This is a genomic window from Devosia sp. T2-14, assembly GCF_055397495.1.
Genome location: NZ_AP027921.1, coordinates 704,369 through 722,629, shown reverse-complemented (window position 1 = coordinate 722,629; position 18,261 = coordinate 704,369). Strand labels below are relative to the sequence as shown.

Here is an 18,261-nt window from a genome sequence, read left to right as displayed (position 1 = left end):
TTCGCTGTTGATTTTCAGCCCGCATGGCCTCAGGCCGTGCGGGCTTTCTCTTGTCCGGCCGCGCAAGCGCGATTGACAGCGGCAATGATATGATTAGTCTTGTATGGAAGATATAACCAAGCGGTTCACCGCTTTCCCCTACCAGACATCAGTAGCCAGATATGACCCAGAAATTCGCCATTGTCGGCACCGGCGGGCGTCACCAGATGTTCCGCGAAGCCGTAGCCGAAACCCATGCCGCGACGGCCGAACTGGTGGCGCTGTGCGACGTCAACCAGAGCCGGCTGGCGCTGTCGGCCGACAAGGTCCCCAACACGGGCGGCAATGGCATCGCCACCTATCTGGCCGAAGATTTCGACAAGATGCTGGCCGAGCAGGATCCCGATACGGTGATCGTCACCACGCCCGATTTCACCCATGACGAATATATCGTGCGGGCGCTGCGGGCCGGTCGCAATGTGATGACCGAAAAGCCGATGACCATCGATATGGCCAGGCTCAAGCGCATCCTCGATGCCCAGCGCGAGACCGGCAAATCGGTCACGGTGACCTTCAACTACCGCTATTCGCCGGCCCGCACGCAGCTCAAGGACATGCTGATGAGCGGGGTGATCGGCGATATCACCGCCATCGACTTCCGCTGGTATCTCGATCGCGTGCATGGGGCCGACTATTTCCGCCGCTGGCACCGCTACAAGGACAAGTCCGGTGGCCTTCTGGTGCACAAGTCGACCCACCATTTCGACCTGCTGAACTGGTGGGCGGGTTCGACGCCAAAGTCCGTCTCGGCGACCGGCAAGCGCGATTTCTATACCCCGGAAATGGGTGACAAGCTGGGCCTGCAGGGGCGCGGCGAGCGCTGCCACACCTGCCCGGTGGCCAGCAAATGCGATTTCTACATGGACCTCGAGGCTGACGAGCCGCTCAAGGCGCTCTATCTCGATGCCGAGGATGACGACGGCTACTGGCGCGACAAATGCGTGTTTGCCGATGATATCACCATTGAAGATACGATGCAGGTGCAGGCGCAATATGCCTCCGGCGCCTCGCTCAACTACACGCTCGTGGCCTATTCGCCCTGGGAGGGGCTGGAGGTGAAGTTCCACGGCACCAAGGGCGAGCTGACGCACAAGCATATCGAAGTGCATGGCGTGTTTGCCGGTGGCGAGCGCGACAGGGAAGAGCGCCACAACATGACCACCGAACTGCACCTGGCGGGCGGCCTGCCGCAGCCGGTTCAGGTGTGGGAAGGCAAGGGCAGCCATGGCGGCGCCGATCCGATCATGCTGGGCTATCTGTTCGACCCCGCCCATATGGAGGCCGACAAATATGGCCGCGCCTCCGATCACCGGGCGGGGGCCTGGTCGATCCTGACCGGCATTGCCGCCAACCAGTCGATCGCGCGCGGCGGCGAGCGCATCAATATCGATCAGATGCTGGCCGAGGCCGGGATAGAATTGTAGGGCGTGCCGCAATATCCTGTGGAAGTGCGCAATCAGGGGGCGCGTCGCGCGCCCTGATGGGCACAAGGTCGGGAATGGAATCAGCGAAAGTGGCAGTCAACGTGCTCGATACAGTTGAGGAGACCATGGCCATGCGTGTCGTCCGCACTTTGCGCGACGATATCGTGACTATGGCGCTCAAGCCGGGCGACGTGATTTCCGAGAGCGATATTGCCGGCCGCTACGGCGTGTCACGCCAGCCGGTGCGCGAGGCCTTCATCCGGCTGGCCCAGCAGGGTCTGCTGCTGATCCGCCCCAAGCGGGCCACGGTGGTCAAGAAGATCTCGCCCGAAGGGGTGCGCCAGTCGCGCTTCATTCGCGAATCCATCGAAGTCGAGATCATCCGCCGGCTTGCCGCCCATCCCGGCGCCGATGTCTCCAACGTGCTGCGCGAGCTGATCGGCGACCAGGAAGCCGCGTCGTCGGCTAATGACAGCCGGCGTTTTCACACGCTCGACGAGCTGTTCCACCGCACCCTGGCGCGGCTGGCGGGCGTTGAATATGCCTGGCAGCTGATCGACGATCACAAGATGCAGCTCGACCGCGTGCGTTATCTGACGCTGGGGGCATCGTCCTCGCAGGTCGCCATTGGCGAGCACAAGATTATCGCCGCGGCGGTTTCCCAGGGCGACGTGGCGGGTGCGGAAGCGGCGATGCGGGCTCATCTGGCGCGCGCCGAGGTGCTGCTCAGCCAGACCATTTCCGACCATCCGGACTATTTCGAGTAATCGAGCGCGGGCCTCAAGTCCTTTGACTTGACCGGGAGCGCCGTGGCGGCCATTTTACTGGCTCTGCCGCAATCCCCGTTCCCAGGAAGCCCGATGACCACACCGGACTGGAAGACCGCATTGCCGCCGTTACGGGCCATTTATGGCCGGTTTCTGTCCGAAGAGCGCTGGATGCTGGTGGGGGTGGCGCTGGTCGTTCTGGCCAGTTCTGTTCTGGCGGTGGTGACGCCCTATGCCTTTTCGCGGCTGGTGGACGCACTCACCGCCAATAGCCTGCCGGCGGGCATTCTGTGGGGCTTTGTCGGCTATGCCGTGCTGCGCGGGCTGGGCACGGTCTTTGGCTATTCGATCAATTTCCTCTCCTTCATCGCGGCGGAAAATCTCAATTTCATCGCCGCCACCAGTTTCTTCAACACGCTGCTGCGCAAGCCGGGCGGCTTCTTCATCGACAACAATCCGGTGCAGATCCAGACCGCGCGTCAGCAGGGCCAGAGCTCGGTCTATATGCTGGTGCAGTTGGCGCTCATCGTCTTCATCCCCGGCACCGTCCAGATCACGCTGGCCATCGGGCTGCTCGGCGCGGTGATCAGTGCCGAACTGGTGGTGATTGTCGTGGTCTATGGCACCTGCTTCATCGGGCTGACCTACCTCGCCAATCTGTGGACCCGGCCCCTCCTCGATCAAGCCATCGAGGCCCAGCAGGACAATGCCCGCTTCGTCGGCAATGCGGTCAATGCCATGGAGACGCTGCGCTATTTCAATGGCGACCGCTGGATCAGCGAGCGTTTCGCGGACAAGGCGCATCTGCAGCGCACCTCCTGGGTCGCCTGGTCGCGCCGCCGCATCATGCTGGCGGGGGTGTTCGGCGGCGGGCTGGCGGCGCAGCTGGCCATCACCTTCATCGTGCTGCTGCCTCGCTTCGAGGCGGGCCTGCTCAGCGTCGGCGATATCGTGCTGATCAACCTGATCCTGATCCAACTGAACCAGCCGTTTGAAATGATCGGCACCTCGATCGACGAGGTGATGCGGTGCCTGTCGCGCTTCAAGCCCTTCGCCGATATGTGGACCGCGCCCGAGGATCGCGCCGCTCACGGAGGAGCGCGCCTGGTGCTGCGCCAGGGGCGCCTGCGGTTCGACAAGGTCGGCTTCCGCTATGGCGACCGGCAGATCCTCGATGGGGTGAGCTTTGAGGCCCATTCGGGGGCCATCACCTTCATCACCGGCAATACCGGCGCGGGCAAATCGACCCTGTTCAAGCTGGCGCTCAAATCGCTGGAGCCGACCTCGGGCAGCATTACCGTGGACGGCGCCGATCTCACCAACATCGACCGCGAGAGCTGGTACGAGCAGGTCGGCGTGGTGCCGCAGGACGTTATGCTGCTCAATGACAGCATCGGCGCCAATATCGTCCTGGGGCGCGATCCCGATCCGGTCCGGCTGCGCGAAGCGGCGGCTCAGGCCTCCATCCTCGACTTCATCGAGCGTCTACCCGATGGCTTTGAAACCACGGTGGGCGAGCGCGGGCTCAAGCTTTCGGGCGGCGAGCGGCAGCGCGTTTCCATCGCGCGGGCGCTTTATGGCCGGCCCAAAGTGCTGTTCCTCGACGAAGCCAGCTCGGCGCTCGATGAGCGCACCGAAGCCGAAATCATGGGTGAATTGCGCCTGTTGGTCGACCGCGTGACCATCCTCGCCATCACGCACCGGCGCAGCGTCATCGGGCGCGACGATCAGGTCGTTGTGCTGTCGGGCGGCTCGGCGCCCGAGGTGCAGGTGGAAGATGCCGTCGCTGGATAATGCGGTGGCGAGCGAGTCGTTCGCCCCTAGCGCATCCATCGCGCCATGCCTACGTTGTGCATCAACACGAAATCCTGCCGAGTAGAGTCATGACCCATCACGAAGCCTTCGAACTCATCCGCGACGAGCACATCGCGGAGACAAATTCGCAGGCGCAGCTGTTCCGGCATAAAAAGACCGGGGCCGAGGTGCTCAGCCTGGTCAATGACGACGAGAACAAGGTGTTTGGCATCACCTTCAAGACGCCGCCCGAGGATTCGACCGGCATTGCGCATATCCTCGAGCATTCGGTGCTGTGCGGCAGCCGCAAATATCCGGTCAAGAAGCCGTTCGTGGAGCTGATCAAGGGGTCGCTGAACACCTTCCTCAACGCCATGACCTTCCCGGACAAGACGGCCTATCCGGTGGCGAGCCAGAACCTCAAGGACTTCTACAACCTCGTCGACGTCTACCTCGACGCGGTGTTCTTCCCGCTGCTCACCGAAGACACGTTCCGCCAGGAAGGCTGGCACTATGAGCTCGAGGATACGGCGAGCCCGCTGGTCTATAAGGGCGTGGTGTTCAACGAGATGAAGGGCGTGTTCTCCTCGCCCGACGCTGTCATGCGCGATCTTTCGCAGCGCTCGCTCTATCCCGACGTGACCTATGGCAAGAGCTCGGGCGGCGATCCCAAGGCCATTCCGGACCTCACCTACGCGCAGTTCAAGCACTTCCACGAGACGCTCTATCACCCGTCCAACACGCGCGCCTTCTTCTCCGGCGATGACGAGCCGGGGCAGCGCCTCGCCATTCTCGACGAGTATTTCAGCCAGTTCGAGCGGGCGCCGGTCGATACCGAGGTCAAGCTCCAGCCGCGCTTCAACGCGCCGCGTAAAATCGTCTCGACCTATGCCGGCACCAAGGAAGAGGGCAAGCCACGCGACGGCATGATCTCGGTCAACTGGATGATCGATCCTCCGGCCGATCGCACGGAAGCGCTGAGCCACGGTATGCTGAGCTATCTGCTGGCAGGCAATTCGGCCGCGCCGCTGCGCAAGGCGCTGACCGAAAGCGGGCTTGGTGAGGGCATGACCGGCGGTGGTATCGGCTCGGGCATGCGCCAGCCGATGGCCAGCTTTGGCATGAAGGGGATCGACCCTGCCGATGCCGACAAGGTCGAAGCGCTTATCCTGTCGACGCTCGAAGAGATTGCCGAAAAGGGGTTTGACACCGAGCAGCTGGAAGCGGCGATCAACACGTTCGAGTTCTCGCTGCGCGAGAACAATACCGGCTCCTATCCGCGCGGCATGGTCTACATGTTCAACGCGCTGGGCACCTGGCTGCATGATGGCGACCCGCTGGCGGCGCTGCATTTCGAGGAAGCGCTCAGCGCCCTCAAACAGAAGGCCGGGCAGGGGCATTTCGCCTCTGAAATCCGTCGCCTGTTTCTCGACAATACCCACCGCACCACGGTGGCGCTGAGCGCTGACCCCGAACAGGGCGCGCGCGAGGTTGCTGAGGAAGTGGCCAGACTCGCCGCAGTGCGTGAGGGTATGGACCAGAAGGCGCTGGAAGCGACAGTTGCCGAGACGGAGAGGCTGAAGGCGCTCCAGGAAGAGGTCGACGATCCCGCGCTGCTCGCCAAGATTCCGACGCTGACGCTGGCCGACCTGCCGCGCGAAAGCCGCACCGTGCCGATCGATATCGGCACGCTCGCCGAGGCGCGGCTGTTCTACCATGACCTGCCGACCCTCGGGATCGTCTACCTCGATCTCGGCTTTGACCTGCATGTGCTCGACAAGGACCTGCTGCCCTATCTGCCGCTGTTCGGGCGGGCACTGCTGCAGACCGGTACCAGCAAAGAGGATTTTGTTTCGCTGACCCAGCGCATCGGGCGGTCCACCGGCGGCATCGCCCAGCACCGGGCGTTATCGGCACGGCAGGGCAACGACGGCAGCGCGGCATGGTTCTTCCTGTCGGGTAAGGCCGTGCCGGACAAGCTCGAGGAAATGCTCGCCATCATGGGCGATGTGCTGCTCGATGCGCGGCTGGACAACCGCGAACGCTTCAAGCAGATGGCGCTCGAAGAAAAGGCCGGCTTCGAGGCCCGGCTGGTGCCGAGCGGCAATGCCATTGTCAATTCCCGGCTCAATGCCGGGCTGACCGAAGCCAGCTGGATCGCCGAGCAATTGACCGGGGTGAGCTATCTCAACTTCCTCAAGACGCTGGTCAAACGTGTCGACAGTGATTGGGATAGCGTAGAGGCCGCGCTGGTACGCATTCGCGATACGCTGTTCAACCGCGGACGCATGGTGGTCAATGTTACGGCCGACGGTTCTCTCTGGGGCAAAGCCAAAGGCGAGCTCGAGACCTTCCTCCCACGCCTGCCTAACCAGCAGCACGCAATCGCAGACTGGACGATCGAGTTCGCGCCCAAGTCCGAAGGGCTGATCATTCCGGCGCAGGTCAACTATGTCGGCAAGGGCGCCAACCTCAAGGCGCTCGGCTTCGAGCTGTCCGGCGCGTCCAGCGTGGTGCTGAAATTCCTCAACACCACTTACCTCTGGGACAAGGTGCGCGTGCAGGGCGGGGCCTATGGCGGCTCCAGCCGGTTCGACCTCACCAGCGGCAATTTCAGCTTCCTCAGCTACCGCGATCCCAACCTGCTCAAGACCATCGACGCCTATGACGGGGCCAGCAAGGCGCTGAAGGCTGGGATCGGCGCCAATGACCTCACACGCTCGATCATCGGGGTGATTGGCGATGTGGACGGCTACGAGTTCCCCGATGCCAAGGGCTATTCCTCAATGTGGCGGCAGCTGACCGGCACGACCGACGCCATCCGCCAGCAGCGGCGCGACGAAATTCTCGGCACCACCGAAGCCGATTTCAAGCGCATGGCCGAGGCGGTGGATGCCGTCGCTCGCAATGGCCACGTCGTGGTGCTGGGCGGCGAGGCAGCCATCAAGGCCGCCAATGAACAGCGCCCGGGCCTGCTGGAAGTCAGCAAGGTTCTCTGATTTAGGGCATTGAGGTCATCCCGGCCTGAAGCCGGGATGACCCTGAACGTTACTTGCTCAGCACATCCGCCAGATAGGGCAGGCTGAAATCCATCCGGTAGTCGACGCCGGAATGGTTGTCGGGGAATTCCTCATAGCGATGGGCGATGCCCAGCCGGTCGAGCGTGCGGTGGATGCGGCGCGTGCCGTAGAGAATATTGTACTGATCCTCGGTGCCGCATTCGAGATAGAGTCCCTTGAGCTTGCGCAGGGCCTCGCCCTCGGTCTCGACCATTGCTGCGGGATCGAAAGCTAGCCAGTTGGCCCAGCGGTCGGCGATCAGCTCGCAGGTGTCGGTATCCACCGGCAGGCGAAGCCCGAGGAAACTCCCGGCGTCGGGATCGGGGTCGAAGCTGGCCGCCTGGGCGAGCATCATCAGCACCATCGTATCCTTGCCATCGAGCTTGGGCTTGGCCTCGAAGGCCTCAAACCACGCCTTGATGGAATTGTCGTGCTTGGCCAGGGCGCGCAGCGTCGGCGGGAATTCGGGCAGGTAGAGATGCTCGAACCCCGCGTCGCCGGAATGGCTGGCCGCAGCCGCCCAGACGTCGCTGTGGCGCATGGCGTGAAACAGCGCGCCAAAGCCGCCCGAGCTCTTGCCGAACACGCCGCGACGGCCGGTGCCGCCGCAGCCGAAGCGGCTTTCCACGGCGGGCAGCATTTCGCTGATCAGGAAGCTCGCCCAATTCCCCATGATGGGGCTATCGACATATTGGTTGCCGCCGAGCCGGGTGAAGCAATCGGGAAACGCAACGACGACAGGGGCCATCTTGCCCTCGCCGATCAGCCGGTCGAGCCGTTCGGGCACGTTTTCGCCAAAGCCCTTCCAGGCGGTATGGGCAGGGCCGCTCGATGTGTAGCCCACCAGATCGACCAGCAGCGGCAGGCCCGCGCCGTCGTGGCCATGCGGCACATAGACATCGACAATGCGATTGGTGGAATCGCCCAGCCGGTTATTGGCCATGGCGGCGCTGTCGACCACGAGGCGATGGATGGTGCCGGCGGGATGGTTGTGGCGGCGCATGCTGGGCTCCCAAGTAACGCGATAATCGGTCAAGCTTGTCCCGCGCGCGCCGCTGCTTGGCAAGTCCGGCGGGGAACGCCACCATCGCTGGTGCGTTGCCCGGAGGGCCGCTAGGCAGCTGACAGGACCTGACGCGCGCCCCTGCGAAAATCCGCCCCACCGAACCGCAAAGGGATGCCATGGCCAGCCAGATCCTCGACCGGAACCTGCATATCAGGGCGATCGATGCCTATATCGACCCCTCGGTTCCGCGCGATCGCGCCATCATCACCCATGGTCATGCCGACCACGCCCGCAGCGGGCATGGCGCCGTCCTGGCGACGCCCGACACCATTGCCATCATGAAGGTGCGCTATGGCGAGGATTGTGCTGGGCGTTTCCAGCCGCTCGATTTCGGCGTGCCGCTGCAGATCGACGACGTCACCATCACCCTCTTTCCCGCCGGGCACATTCTGGGGTCGGCGCAGGTGCTGATCGAGCAGGGCGGGCAGCGCGTCGTGGTCACCGGCGACTACAAACGCCTCGCTGAGCGCACCGCGCAACCCTATGAACTGGTGCCCTGTGACCTGCTGGTCACCGAGGCGACGTTTGGCCTGCCGGTGTTCCAGCATCCGCACCCGCAGGTGGAAATCGCCCGCCTGCTGCGCTCGGTCGCGGCCAATCCGGAGCGGGCGCATCTGGTGGGATGCTACGCTTTGGGCAAGTCGCAGCGGGTGATCGCCCTATTGCGCGACGCCGGCTACGACGCGCCGATCTATCTGCACGGGGCGATGCTGCGGCTCTGCGCGCTTTACGAGGAGCTGGGCGTGCCGCTGGGCGACCTGCGTCCGGCGACGGAAACCGGCAAGGCCGAGCTGGCCGGTGCCATTGTCATCGCCCCGCCATCGGCCATTCGCGATCGCTGGAGCCGCCGCTTCCCCGATCCGGTGACGTGCCAGGCCTCGGGCTGGATGAGCGTCAAGCAGCGCGCCCGCCAGGCCCTGGTGGAGCTGCCGCTGGTCATTTCCGACCACTGCGACTGGGGCGAACTCAACCAGACTATCGATGAAACCGGCGCGGGCACGGTCTGGGTCACTCATGGCCGCGAAGATGCGCTGGTCTATTGGTGCCGCAAGAAAGGCCTTGCCGCTGAGCCGCTCAACATTGTCGGCTTCGAGGATGGCGGCGGGGAGGGGGAAAGCGCATGAAACGTTTTGCCCAATTGCTGGAACTGCTGGCGCTGACACCCTCGCGCACCCGCAAGCTTACCGCGCTGACCCAGTATTTCCGGGAGGTGCCCGACCCCGATCGTGGTTATGCGCTGGCGGTGCTGACCGGCGCGCTGACCTTCCGCAACGTCAAGCCGGCCCTGCTGCGCGAGACCGTTCTGGCCGAGGTGGACGAGACGCTCTTCGCCATGAGCTACGACTATGTCGGCGATCTCGGCGAGACCATCGCGCTGATCTGGCCGCATCACGGCGATGGTGGCGACCTGCCTTCGCTGACCGATCTCATCGGGCTGTTCAACACCACCAGCAAGAGCGAATTGCCCAAGCTGATCGCCGGCCTGTTGACCCGCGCGGGCATCAACGAGCGCTGGGCGCTGGTCAAGCTGGCGACCGGGGCGCTGCGCATCGGCGTCTCGGCGCGCCTCGCCAAGACGGCGCTGTCGGAAATGAGCGGGCAGCCGCTGCAGGAGATCGAAGAGGTCTGGCACGGGCTCAAGCTGCCCTATACCGAGCTGTTCGCCTGGCTCGATGGCCGGGCCGAGCGCCCCGATATCGACCACACCGCGCGCTTCCACCCGCTGATGTTGTCGACGCCGATCGATGAGGCGAAGGATTTCGAGGTGCTCGACCCCAAGGACTTTTCCGTCGAGTGGAAATGGGACGGCATTCGGGTGCAATTGATCGTGGGCGGGGGCACGGCCTCGCTGTTTTCGCGCACCGGCGACGACATCGCCGCGGCCTTTCCCGATATCGTCGACAATGTCACCGGCCGGGCGGTGCTCGATGGCGAATTGCTGGTCGGCCGCGATTTCGATGCGCGCAGCTTCAACGACCTGCAGCAGCGGCTCAACAAGAAGGTGGCGTCGGCAAAACACCTCAAGGAGCTGCCCGCCTTCATTCGCGTCTATGACATGCTGTTCGATGGCGACGAGGATATTCGCGCATTGAGCTGGACCGAGCGGCGGGCGCGGCTCGAGGCTTGGTTCCGCGCCAATCCGCAGAGCCGGCTCGATCTGTCCGAAGTGCTGCCCTTTGCCGATTGGCAGGAACTGGGCCGGATGCGCCGGGCCGGGGCGGATGAACACGGCCATGAGGGCGTGATGATCAAGCTGCGATCCTCGCCCTATGTGCCCGGGCGCCCCAAGGGCTACTGGTTCAAGTGGAAGCGCGACCCCAATGTGGTCGATGCCGTGCTGATGTATGCCCAGCGCGGGCACGGCAAGCGCAGCTCGTTTTATTCCGACTACACATTCGGGGTGTGGAAGGGCAACGAGATCGTGCCGATCGGCAAGGCCTATTTCGGCTTCACCGACGAGGAGCTCAAGCTGCTCGACAAGTGGATCCGCAATAACACGGTGCAGTCCTTCGGCCCGGTGCGCGAGGTGCGCAAGGAGCTGGTCTTCGAGGTGGCCTTTGATTCCGCACAGGAAAGTGCCCGCCACAAATCCGGCGTGGCCCTGCGCTTTCCTCGCATCAATCGCATTCGCTGGGACAAGCCGGCCAGCGAAGCCGCGACGCTGGAAGACATGGCCGTGTTCGTCGGGGCAACGTAGGATGTTGCGAAGCCGCCAGGTGGGAGAAAGCCAAAGATGTCATCGCATTCCAATCATCTGCGTCTAGTGGCGCTGACCAAGCAGATGCAGGCGGCAGCCGAGGCGATGGATTTCGAGAAGGCGGCCGCCCTGCGCAATGAGATCGCCCGGCTCAAGGGCGAAACGCCTCTGCCGGAGAGCGACGACGGCAGTTTGCAGGTCACCGTCAGCCAGCCCCCGCCGGGCGCCATGGGGCTAGGCACCCAGGTGCCGGTGCGCCAGCCGCCCAAGGGCTGGGTTAAACCGCAGAAACCGGATTTCATGAAGAAGGGCCGGAAGTAGTGGTACCACGAGGGCGTGCCCCGGACCTTACCCCGCCTTTGCTTCAAGCCGCTCGTCGGCCAGTTTCTTGATTTCGCGCAATTCGGTGATGGTGGTCTGCAGGTCCTGCAGCTGGGCTTCGAGCGAGGCCAGACGCTCCTCGACCTTGCCGGCCAGCAGGTGAACCTGCTGGCTGCGATTGGCGTCATAAAGGCTGAGATAGTCGGAAATATCGCGCAGCGAAAAACCCAGTCGCTTGCCGCGCAGGATCAGGATCAGCCTGGCACGGTCGCGGCGGCGGAAGATGCGGGTGGCGCCCACGCGTTCGGGCGCCAGCAGCCCCTTGGTCTCATAGAAGCGGATGGCGCGCGTCGAAATGCCGAACTCCTTGGCGAGGTCGGCGATTGCGAACAGGTCGCGGTTTTCCGAAGGGATCGCGGTCACTTCTTGGCTCTCGTCTGGGCATATTCCTCGCGCAGCTCTTTCTTGGAGAGCTTGCCGACGAGGGTTTTGGGAAGCGCATCCTTGAAAATGATGTGCTTGGGCATTTCGATCTTGTTGAGCCGTTCGGCAAGGAATTTCTTGAGGCTTTCCTCGTCCGCCGTTTCGCCAGAGCGCAGCTTCACATAGGCAACAGGGGCCTCGCCGCGATACTCGTCGGGCACGCCGATGACATTGGTTTCTTCCACGGCCGGGTGGCTCATCAGCGCTTCCTCGATGGTGCGCGGATAGACGTTGAAGCCCGAGCAGATGATCAGGTCCTTGATGCGGTCGACGAGGAACACATAGCCGTCTTCATCCATGTGGCCGACGTCACCGGTGCGCAGCCAGCCATCCATGAAGGCGTCCCGGGAGGCCTCAGGATTGTCGAAATAGCCCGCCATCACCTGCGGGCCCCGCACCTGCAATTCGCCATTCTCGCCGGTGCCGACGGTGCGGCCGCTGTCGATATCGACGAAGCGGATATCGGTGCCGGGCAGGGGCAAGCCGATCGACATCGGCTTGGAGGGAACACGGAGCGCAGCGCAGCAGACCACCGGCGAGGCCTCGGTCAGGCCATAGCCCTCGGCCAGGGTGGCGTTGGACTTCTTGGCAAAGGCCGCGCGCACTTCGTCGGGCAGGGCCGCGCCGCCGGAAATGGCGACTTCAAGGCTCGCCAGCTGTTCGCGCGTCACGCTGTCGGCGCGGGCAATGGCATTGAGCAGGGTGGGCACGGCGGGCAGCACATTAGCCTTGGTGCGCGCGAATACATTTAGCAGCGCCTTGAGCTCGAAGCGCGGCAGCATCACCACCTGCGTGCCATTGCACAGCGGCACGTTCATGCAGACCGTCATGGCGAAGATGTGGAAGAAGGGCAGCACCGCGATGACCTTGGAGGGCGGATAGAAGAGGCCACACCCCCACTTGTCGATCTGGCTCATATTGGCCGCGATATTGGCGTGGGTGAGCAGGGCGCCCTTGGGAACGCCGGTCGTGCCGCCGGTATATTGCTGCACGGCAATGTCGTTCACCGGGTCGATCACCACGGCGTCCGGCGTCTCGTTGCGCGCGATCATCGCGGCATAAGAGGTCACCTGGCTGCGGATCGGCGAGGACCCGAGCTTGGCCAAATCCTTGCGCTTGGCGACGGAGAACAGCAGTTTCTTGACCAGCGGCAGCGCGTCGGGGAAGTGGCACACCACCACCGACTTGATATGGCCGGCCTGCAGCAACTTCTCGGCCTTCTCGTAAATCTGCTGCAGGTCGAGCGTGATCATCACATCGGCGCCGGCATTGGACGTGATGTGGCTGAGTTCGTGCACGGTGTAGAGCGGGTTGCAGTTGACCACGATGCCGCCGGCGCGCAGCACCGCGTAATAGGCGATCGGATAGAAGGGCGTGTTGGGCAGCATGATGGCCACGCGCGTGCCCTTCTTGACGCCGAACTGATGCTGCAGCGCGCCCGCAAAGGCGATGATCTTCTTGGCGAGGTCGCCAAACGTGGTGGTGCCACCGAGGAAATCGAGGGCGACGGCGAAGGGGTCACGGGCGCAGGCGGCCAGCACCTGCTCATGCACGGGGCGGGTGTCGATCTGGGCGCGCCAGTCGATGCCTTCGGGGTAGCTGGCGATCCAGGGGCGGAGCGATGCTTCGTCGGTGATCGTCATAAGAGTGGTTTCCTCCGGGTGCCGTTCTTGGCCGATAGGCTTGCCGCCTTTGTGTGACGAATATTTCACGGCCTTACGTTAGCGTCAAACAGATGCCTCAACTTATCAGCCCCCGGCGCGTTGTTGTTCAGCGTTGCTTGGCATCTGCGTGCATAGACGTAATGGTCGGTTAGTTGACGTTAACGTAAGCTATGATAAACAGGTCTCGACACTGATGGGCGGTGGCGCCACGATCCCGGCGCCGATGGCCCAGCGACCAGACCGGCGAGCCGGCGCCTGGTCAGGTATTTTGGGGGTCGAGTTGTCCGGGTGGGAGAGCCCGGCGACGCCAAGGAGGACACGCCGTGACCCCAGCGCTTACCGCACTTAGCCTTATCGTCTTCGCCGTTCTGGCCGTGCGCGAAAGCCCGCTCTGGCAGTGGGCGATCGGCGCGCTGGTGGTGGGGCTTTTGACCCGCATCGGCTTTGGTCCGGGCGGGATGACGCTGGCCACCGATCTCGGCGGGCTGATCCTGGTGCTGCTGCCGGCCATCATCTTCGGCCTGCTGAGCATCGCCGGGTTCCGCAAGGCGGTGCTGATGCGACCGGTCTATGGCGCAGTCAAATCTATCCTGCCGCGCGTCAGCCGCACCGAGCAGGAAGCGCTCGACGCCGGCACGGTCGGCTGGGATGCGGAGCTGTTCTCCGGGCGCCCGGACTGGAGCAAGCTCAATGCCATCCGCCCGCTGACGCTGACCGCTGAAGAGCAGGCTTTCCTCGATGGCCCGACCGAAGAGGTCTGCGGCATGCTCGATGACTGGGATATCCGCAACAACCGCGCCGATCTCAGCCCCGAAGTCTGGCAGTTTCTCAAGGACAAGGGGTTCCTCGGCATGCTGATTGCCAAGGAACATGGCGGCCTCGGCTTCGGCGCGCAGGCGCAGTCGATGATCGTCTCCAAGATTGCCAGCCGCTCGGTGGCGACCGGCATCACCGTCATGGTCCCCAATTCGCTCGGGCCCGGTGAACTGCTGGAAAAATACGGCACCCATGCCCAGAAGGAAAAGTACCTCGGCCGGCTGGCCAAGGGGCTCGAAGTGCCGTGCTTTGCGCTGACGGGCGTGCATTCGGGCTCCGATGCCGGCGGCATGCGCGACTATGGCACCGTCACCAAGGGCATGTATCAGGGCCAGGAAGTGCTCGGCGTGCGCCTGAGCTTCGACAAGCGCTACATCACCCTCGCCCCGATCGCGACGCTGGTGGGGCTGGCCTTCATCCTCGAAGATCCGGACAACCTGCTCGGCCGCGGCAAGGATATCGGCATCACGCTGGCGCTGGTGCCGCATGACCATCCGGGCGTCGAGATCGGCCGCCGCCACTTCCCGGCACGCCAGGCCTTCATGAATGGGCCAGTGCGGGGGCGGGATGTGTTCATCCCGATGGATTTCCTCATCGGCGGCACCGACTATGCCGGGCAGGGCTGGCGCATGCTGATGGAGTGCCTGTCGACCGGGCGCGCCATATCATTGCCGGCCATCGGCTCCATCTCGATCAAGCAGACTTTGCGCGCCACCTCCGCCTATGCCCGGGTGCGCCGCCAGTTCGGCATTCCGGTGGGCATCATGGAAGGCGTGGCCGAGCCGCTCGGCGAGATGATCAAGCGCGCCTATACCTTCGAAGCCGGACGGCGCCTCACCGCCTCGATGGTCGATGAGGGCCAGCGCCCCGCCGTCATCGCGGGCCTGCTCAAATACACCACCACCGAAGCCATGCGCGCCAGCATGGACGATGCCTTCGATATCCATGGTGGCCGCGCCATTCAGGATGGCCCCAGCAACTACCTGTTTGGCGCCTATATGGCCCTGCCGGTCGCCATCACGGTGGAGGGGGCCAATATCCTCACCCGCACGCTGATGACCTTTGCCCAGGGCGTGCTGCGCGCCCATCCCTATCTGCTCAAGGAAGTGGAAGCCGCCCAGAACAAGGACCGCAAGCAGGGTCTGGAACAGTTCGACGCGGCCTTTGGCGGGCACACCAAATTCATGCTGCGCAATATCGTGGCCAGCCTGCTGCATGGCGTGAGCCATGGGGCCTTTGCCTCGACGCCCAATCAGGGGCCGATGGCACACTGGTATCGGAAGCTCCACCGCTATTCGCAGGATTTCGCCCTGGTGGCCGATTGGACCACGGTGTTCCTGGGCGGCGCGCTCAAGCGCAAGCAGAAGATTTCGGGCCGTATGGCCGATATCCTCTCCGACCTCTACCTGATGTCCGCCACCTTGCGCCGCTTCGAGGATGAAGGGCGCCTGGCCGAAGACAAGGAACTGGTCGACGCCATCATGGCCGACCGCATCGCCTCCATCGAAAAGACCTTTGGCGAAGTGTTCGCCAACTTCCCCAACCCGGTCTTTGCCACGGCTATGCGTGTGCTGTGCTTCCCGCTCGGCCGCCATGCCAAGCCTGCCAGCGATCGCGTCAACTACCGCTTTGTGCGGGCGGTGCTGCGGCCCGGTTCGTTCCGTGACCGCCTGACGACGGGCGCCTATGTGTCCTTCGATCCCAAGGATGTCACCGGTGTGCTGGAAGATGCCTTCATCAAGGTGACCGAGGCCGAGGAGATCGAGGCCCGCTTCGTCAAGGCTGCCCGCAAGGGCGTCATCGAGCGGCGGCTGGACCGCGATGCGATCGCCGATGCGGTGGCAGCTGGCGTGCTCAACGACAATGAAGCGGGCATCATGCGCGCCGCCGACGAGGCGACCGACCGCGTGGTCAAGGTCGATGACTTCGCCAGCGACGAACTGGCGGCCGAAGGCAAGCACCGCGTGGCGGCGGAGTAATTTGTGACTGCGTTAGCAGTCGACTCCCTCCCCCTTGTGGGGAGGGATCAAGGGTGCGGGCCTTTTTCGCGAGAGCGGAGCGTGGTCACCCCCACCCACATTCCTTCCCCACAAGGGGGAGGGAGGCCCGGCCGGTGGAGCGGCGGGAATGGCCAAAAGTCAGAGACTTCGAGGAGACATGATGATCCAGCCGCAAATGCCCGAGACCAGGAACTGGAGTTTCCGCAGGGATGTGGAGAATCTGGGCTGGCTCACGATCAATTCCCCCGGGGCGCCGGTCAATACGCTCAGCCGCGAAGCCATCATGGAGCTGGAGACCCTGGTCACCCGTTTCGAAGAGCTGGCCGAAACGCGCGAGCTGGCGGGCGTGATCCTGCTGTCGGGCAAGGATAGCGGCTTCATCGCCGGGGCCGATGTCAGCGAATTCGACGCGATGAGCGACTTCTCGGTACTGCCCGAAGCGCTGCGCCGCACTCATGCCCTGTTCTCCCGCATCGAGAATCTCAGGATTCCGATGGTCGCCGGCATTCACGGCTTCTGCCTGGGCGGCGGGCTGGAACTGGCTTTGGCGTGCCACTATCGCGTCGCCGTCAATGACGACAAGACGCGCATCGGCTTCCCCGAGGTCAACCTGGGCATCTTTCCGGGCTTTGGCGGCACCGGACGCTCGATCCGCCAGGCAGGGCCGGTCGATGCGATGCAGATCATGCTCACCGGCCGCATGCTCAAGGCCGGCGCGGCGCGGGGCATGAACCTCGTCGACAAGCTGGTCCGACATCGCGACATGCTGGCCTGGGAGGCGCGCAAGGCCGTGCTGCAGCGCCGCAAGTCTGGCCCGGCGCCGCTGGTCAAGAAGGTGATGGCCATGGGGCCGCTGCGGACCTATGTGGCCGGCAAGATGCGCGAGGAGGCCGGCAAGAAGGCCCGGCCCGAGCATTATCCGGCCCCATTCGCGCTGATCGACCTGTTCGAAAAGCATGGCGACAACTGGCCGGCGATGACCCGCGGCGAGATCGACGCCTTCGTGCCCTTGATGGGCAGCGATACGGCGACCAATCTGCGCCGGGTGTTCTTTGCCTCCGAGGCCCTCAAGAAGCAGGGCACCAAGGGCGCTAAATTCTCCCGCGTGCATGTGATCGGGGCCGGGGTGATGGGGGGCGATATCGCCGCCTGGTGCGCGTTGCGCGGCATGAGCGTCACCCTGCAGGACCTCGATATGGCGCGCATCCAGCCAGCGCTCGATCGCGGCAAGAAGCTGTTCAAGAAACGCCTCAAGAAAAAGTACGAGGTCGATGCCGCGGTGATGCGGCTTGAGGCCGATCCGACCGGCAAGGGCGTCGGCCGCGCCGATGTCATCATCGAGGCGGTGGTCGAAAAGCTCGAGGTCAAGCAGGCGATCTTCAGCGGGCTCGAAGGCAAGCTAAAGCCCGGCGCGATCCTTGCCACCAATACCTCGTCGATCGAACTCGAACGCATTGCCGAAGTCCTCAAGGATCCGGCGCGGCTGATTGGACTGCACTTCTTCAACCCGGTGGCGCAGCTTCCGCTGGTGGAAGTGATCCGCTCCACCTTCAATAGCGATGCCGAAATCGGCAAGGGCGCGGCCTTCGCGCTGGCCATCGGCAAGAGCCCGGTCGTGGTCAAGTCGGCGCCGGGCTTCCTCGTGAACCGGGTGCTGATGCCTTACATGCTGGGCGCCGTGCAACGCGTCGAGGCGGGCGAAAGCAAGGAACTGCTCGATGCCGCCGCGGTGGCCTTCGGCATGCCGATGGGCCCGATCGAATTGATGGATACGGTGGGGCTCGATGTCGGCAAATCCGTCGCCACCGAGCTTGGCCACGCCGTGCCCGAGGCCAGCAAGTTCGCCACCCTGGTCAATGAGGGCAAGCTGGGCCGCAAGAGCGGCGAGGGTTTTTACAAGTGGGTCGAAGGCAAGGCACAAAAGGGCGAAACGCCCCCGCATGCCGATCTGGCAGGGCTTGGGCGCGAACTGGTCAAGCCCCTGGTGGATATGACCGAAGTGGTTGTTGCCGAAGGCGTCGTGGCCAATGCCGGCCTGGCCGATATCGGGGTGATCCTTGGCACCGGCTTCGCGCCGTTCCTGGGTGGGCCGCTCAAGGCGCGTCAGGATGGCAAGGCATGATGGGGCGG

At 63.9% G+C, this 18,261-nt stretch carries 12 protein-coding genes; 9 read left to right on the top strand and 3 right to left on the bottom strand.

Annotation, left to right across the window (positions count from 1 at the left end; translation table 11 throughout):
• Positions 1-161 precede the first annotated feature (161 nt).
• The 4 genes from ACZ5WT_RS03510 (at position 162) to ACZ5WT_RS03495 (ending at position 7,023) form a co-directional block, all read left to right on the top strand.
• Positions 162-1,463: a Gfo/Idh/MocA family protein gene (locus ACZ5WT_RS03510; protein WP_464286007.1), complete on the top strand. Its 1,302-nt coding sequence runs from the start codon at positions 162-164 to the stop codon at positions 1,461-1,463.
• Between the two features lie 74 nt (positions 1,464-1,537).
• On the top strand, positions 1,538-2,230 hold the full coding sequence (locus ACZ5WT_RS03505; protein ID WP_464286006.1) for a GntR family transcriptional regulator: 693 nt from the start codon (positions 1,538-1,540) through the stop codon (positions 2,228-2,230).
• A 93-nt stretch (positions 2,231-2,323) separates the two neighbouring features.
• The gene (locus ACZ5WT_RS03500) at positions 2,324-4,024 is read left to right on the top strand and encodes an ABC transporter ATP-binding protein (protein WP_464286005.1); all 1,701 of its coding nucleotides are present in this window, start codon (positions 2,324-2,326) and stop codon (positions 4,022-4,024) included.
• A gap of 89 nt (positions 4,025-4,113) precedes the next feature.
• Positions 4,114-7,023 carry an insulinase family protein gene (locus ACZ5WT_RS03495; RefSeq protein ID WP_464286004.1) on the top strand — a complete coding sequence of 970 codons (2,910 nt, stop codon included), beginning with the start codon at positions 4,114-4,116 and terminating at the stop codon, positions 7,021-7,023.
• A 49-nt stretch (positions 7,024-7,072) separates the two neighbouring features.
• Here the strand turns inward: ACZ5WT_RS03495 and ACZ5WT_RS03490 are convergent, their stop codons facing one another.
• On the bottom strand, positions 7,073-8,086 hold the full coding sequence (locus ACZ5WT_RS03490) for an alpha/beta hydrolase (RefSeq protein WP_464286003.1): 1,014 nt from the start codon (positions 8,084-8,086) through the stop codon (positions 7,073-7,075).
• 179 nt (positions 8,087-8,265) lie between these two features.
• Here ACZ5WT_RS03490 and ACZ5WT_RS03485 point away from each other — a divergent pair, with 179 nt between their 5' ends.
• From ACZ5WT_RS03485 to ACZ5WT_RS03475, 3 genes are read left to right on the top strand one after another with little or no spacing between them, the layout of a single operon-like run.
• The gene (locus ACZ5WT_RS03485) at positions 8,266-9,273 is read left to right on the top strand and encodes a ligase-associated DNA damage response exonuclease (protein ID WP_464286002.1); all 1,008 of its coding nucleotides are present in this window, start codon (positions 8,266-8,268) and stop codon (positions 9,271-9,273) included.
• Positions 9,270-10,847, top strand: a complete 1,578-nt coding sequence (locus ACZ5WT_RS03480; RefSeq protein WP_464286001.1) for a cisplatin damage response ATP-dependent DNA ligase — start codon at positions 9,270-9,272, stop codon at positions 10,845-10,847. Before ACZ5WT_RS03485 ends, ACZ5WT_RS03480 begins: the two co-directional genes overlap by 4 nt.
• 36 nt (positions 10,848-10,883) lie before the next feature.
• The gene (locus ACZ5WT_RS03475; protein WP_464286000.1) at positions 10,884-11,168 is read left to right on the top strand and encodes a UvrB/UvrC motif-containing protein; all 285 of its coding nucleotides are present in this window, start codon (positions 10,884-10,886) and stop codon (positions 11,166-11,168) included.
• Positions 11,169-11,195: 27 nt separating this feature from the next.
• On the opposite strand, the gene ACZ5WT_RS03470 is transcribed toward ACZ5WT_RS03475, so the two are convergent.
• On the bottom strand, positions 11,196-11,591 hold the full coding sequence (locus ACZ5WT_RS03470; protein ID WP_464285999.1) for a MerR family DNA-binding protein: 396 nt from the start codon (positions 11,589-11,591) through the stop codon (positions 11,196-11,198).
• Positions 11,588-13,294, bottom strand: coding sequence for a long-chain-fatty-acid--CoA ligase (locus ACZ5WT_RS03465; protein ID WP_464285998.1), 1,707 nt, complete (start codon positions 13,292-13,294; stop codon positions 11,588-11,590). Before ACZ5WT_RS03465 ends, ACZ5WT_RS03470 begins: the two co-directional genes overlap by 4 nt.
• Before the next feature lie 344 nt (positions 13,295-13,638).
• Between ACZ5WT_RS03465 and ACZ5WT_RS03460 the strand changes: the two genes are divergently transcribed.
• Both ACZ5WT_RS03460 and ACZ5WT_RS03455 read left to right on the top strand, forming a co-directional pair.
• Entirely contained in the window at positions 13,639-16,110 is a 2,472-nt protein-coding gene (locus ACZ5WT_RS03460) for an acyl-CoA dehydrogenase (RefSeq protein ID WP_464285997.1), read from the top strand.
• A gap of 181 nt (positions 16,111-16,291) precedes the next feature.
• Positions 16,292-18,253 carry a 3-hydroxyacyl-CoA dehydrogenase NAD-binding domain-containing protein gene (locus tag ACZ5WT_RS03455; protein WP_464285996.1) on the top strand — a complete coding sequence of 654 codons (1,962 nt, stop codon included), beginning with the start codon at positions 16,292-16,294 and terminating at the stop codon, positions 18,251-18,253.
• The last annotated feature ends 8 nt before the right edge of the window (positions 18,254-18,261 follow it).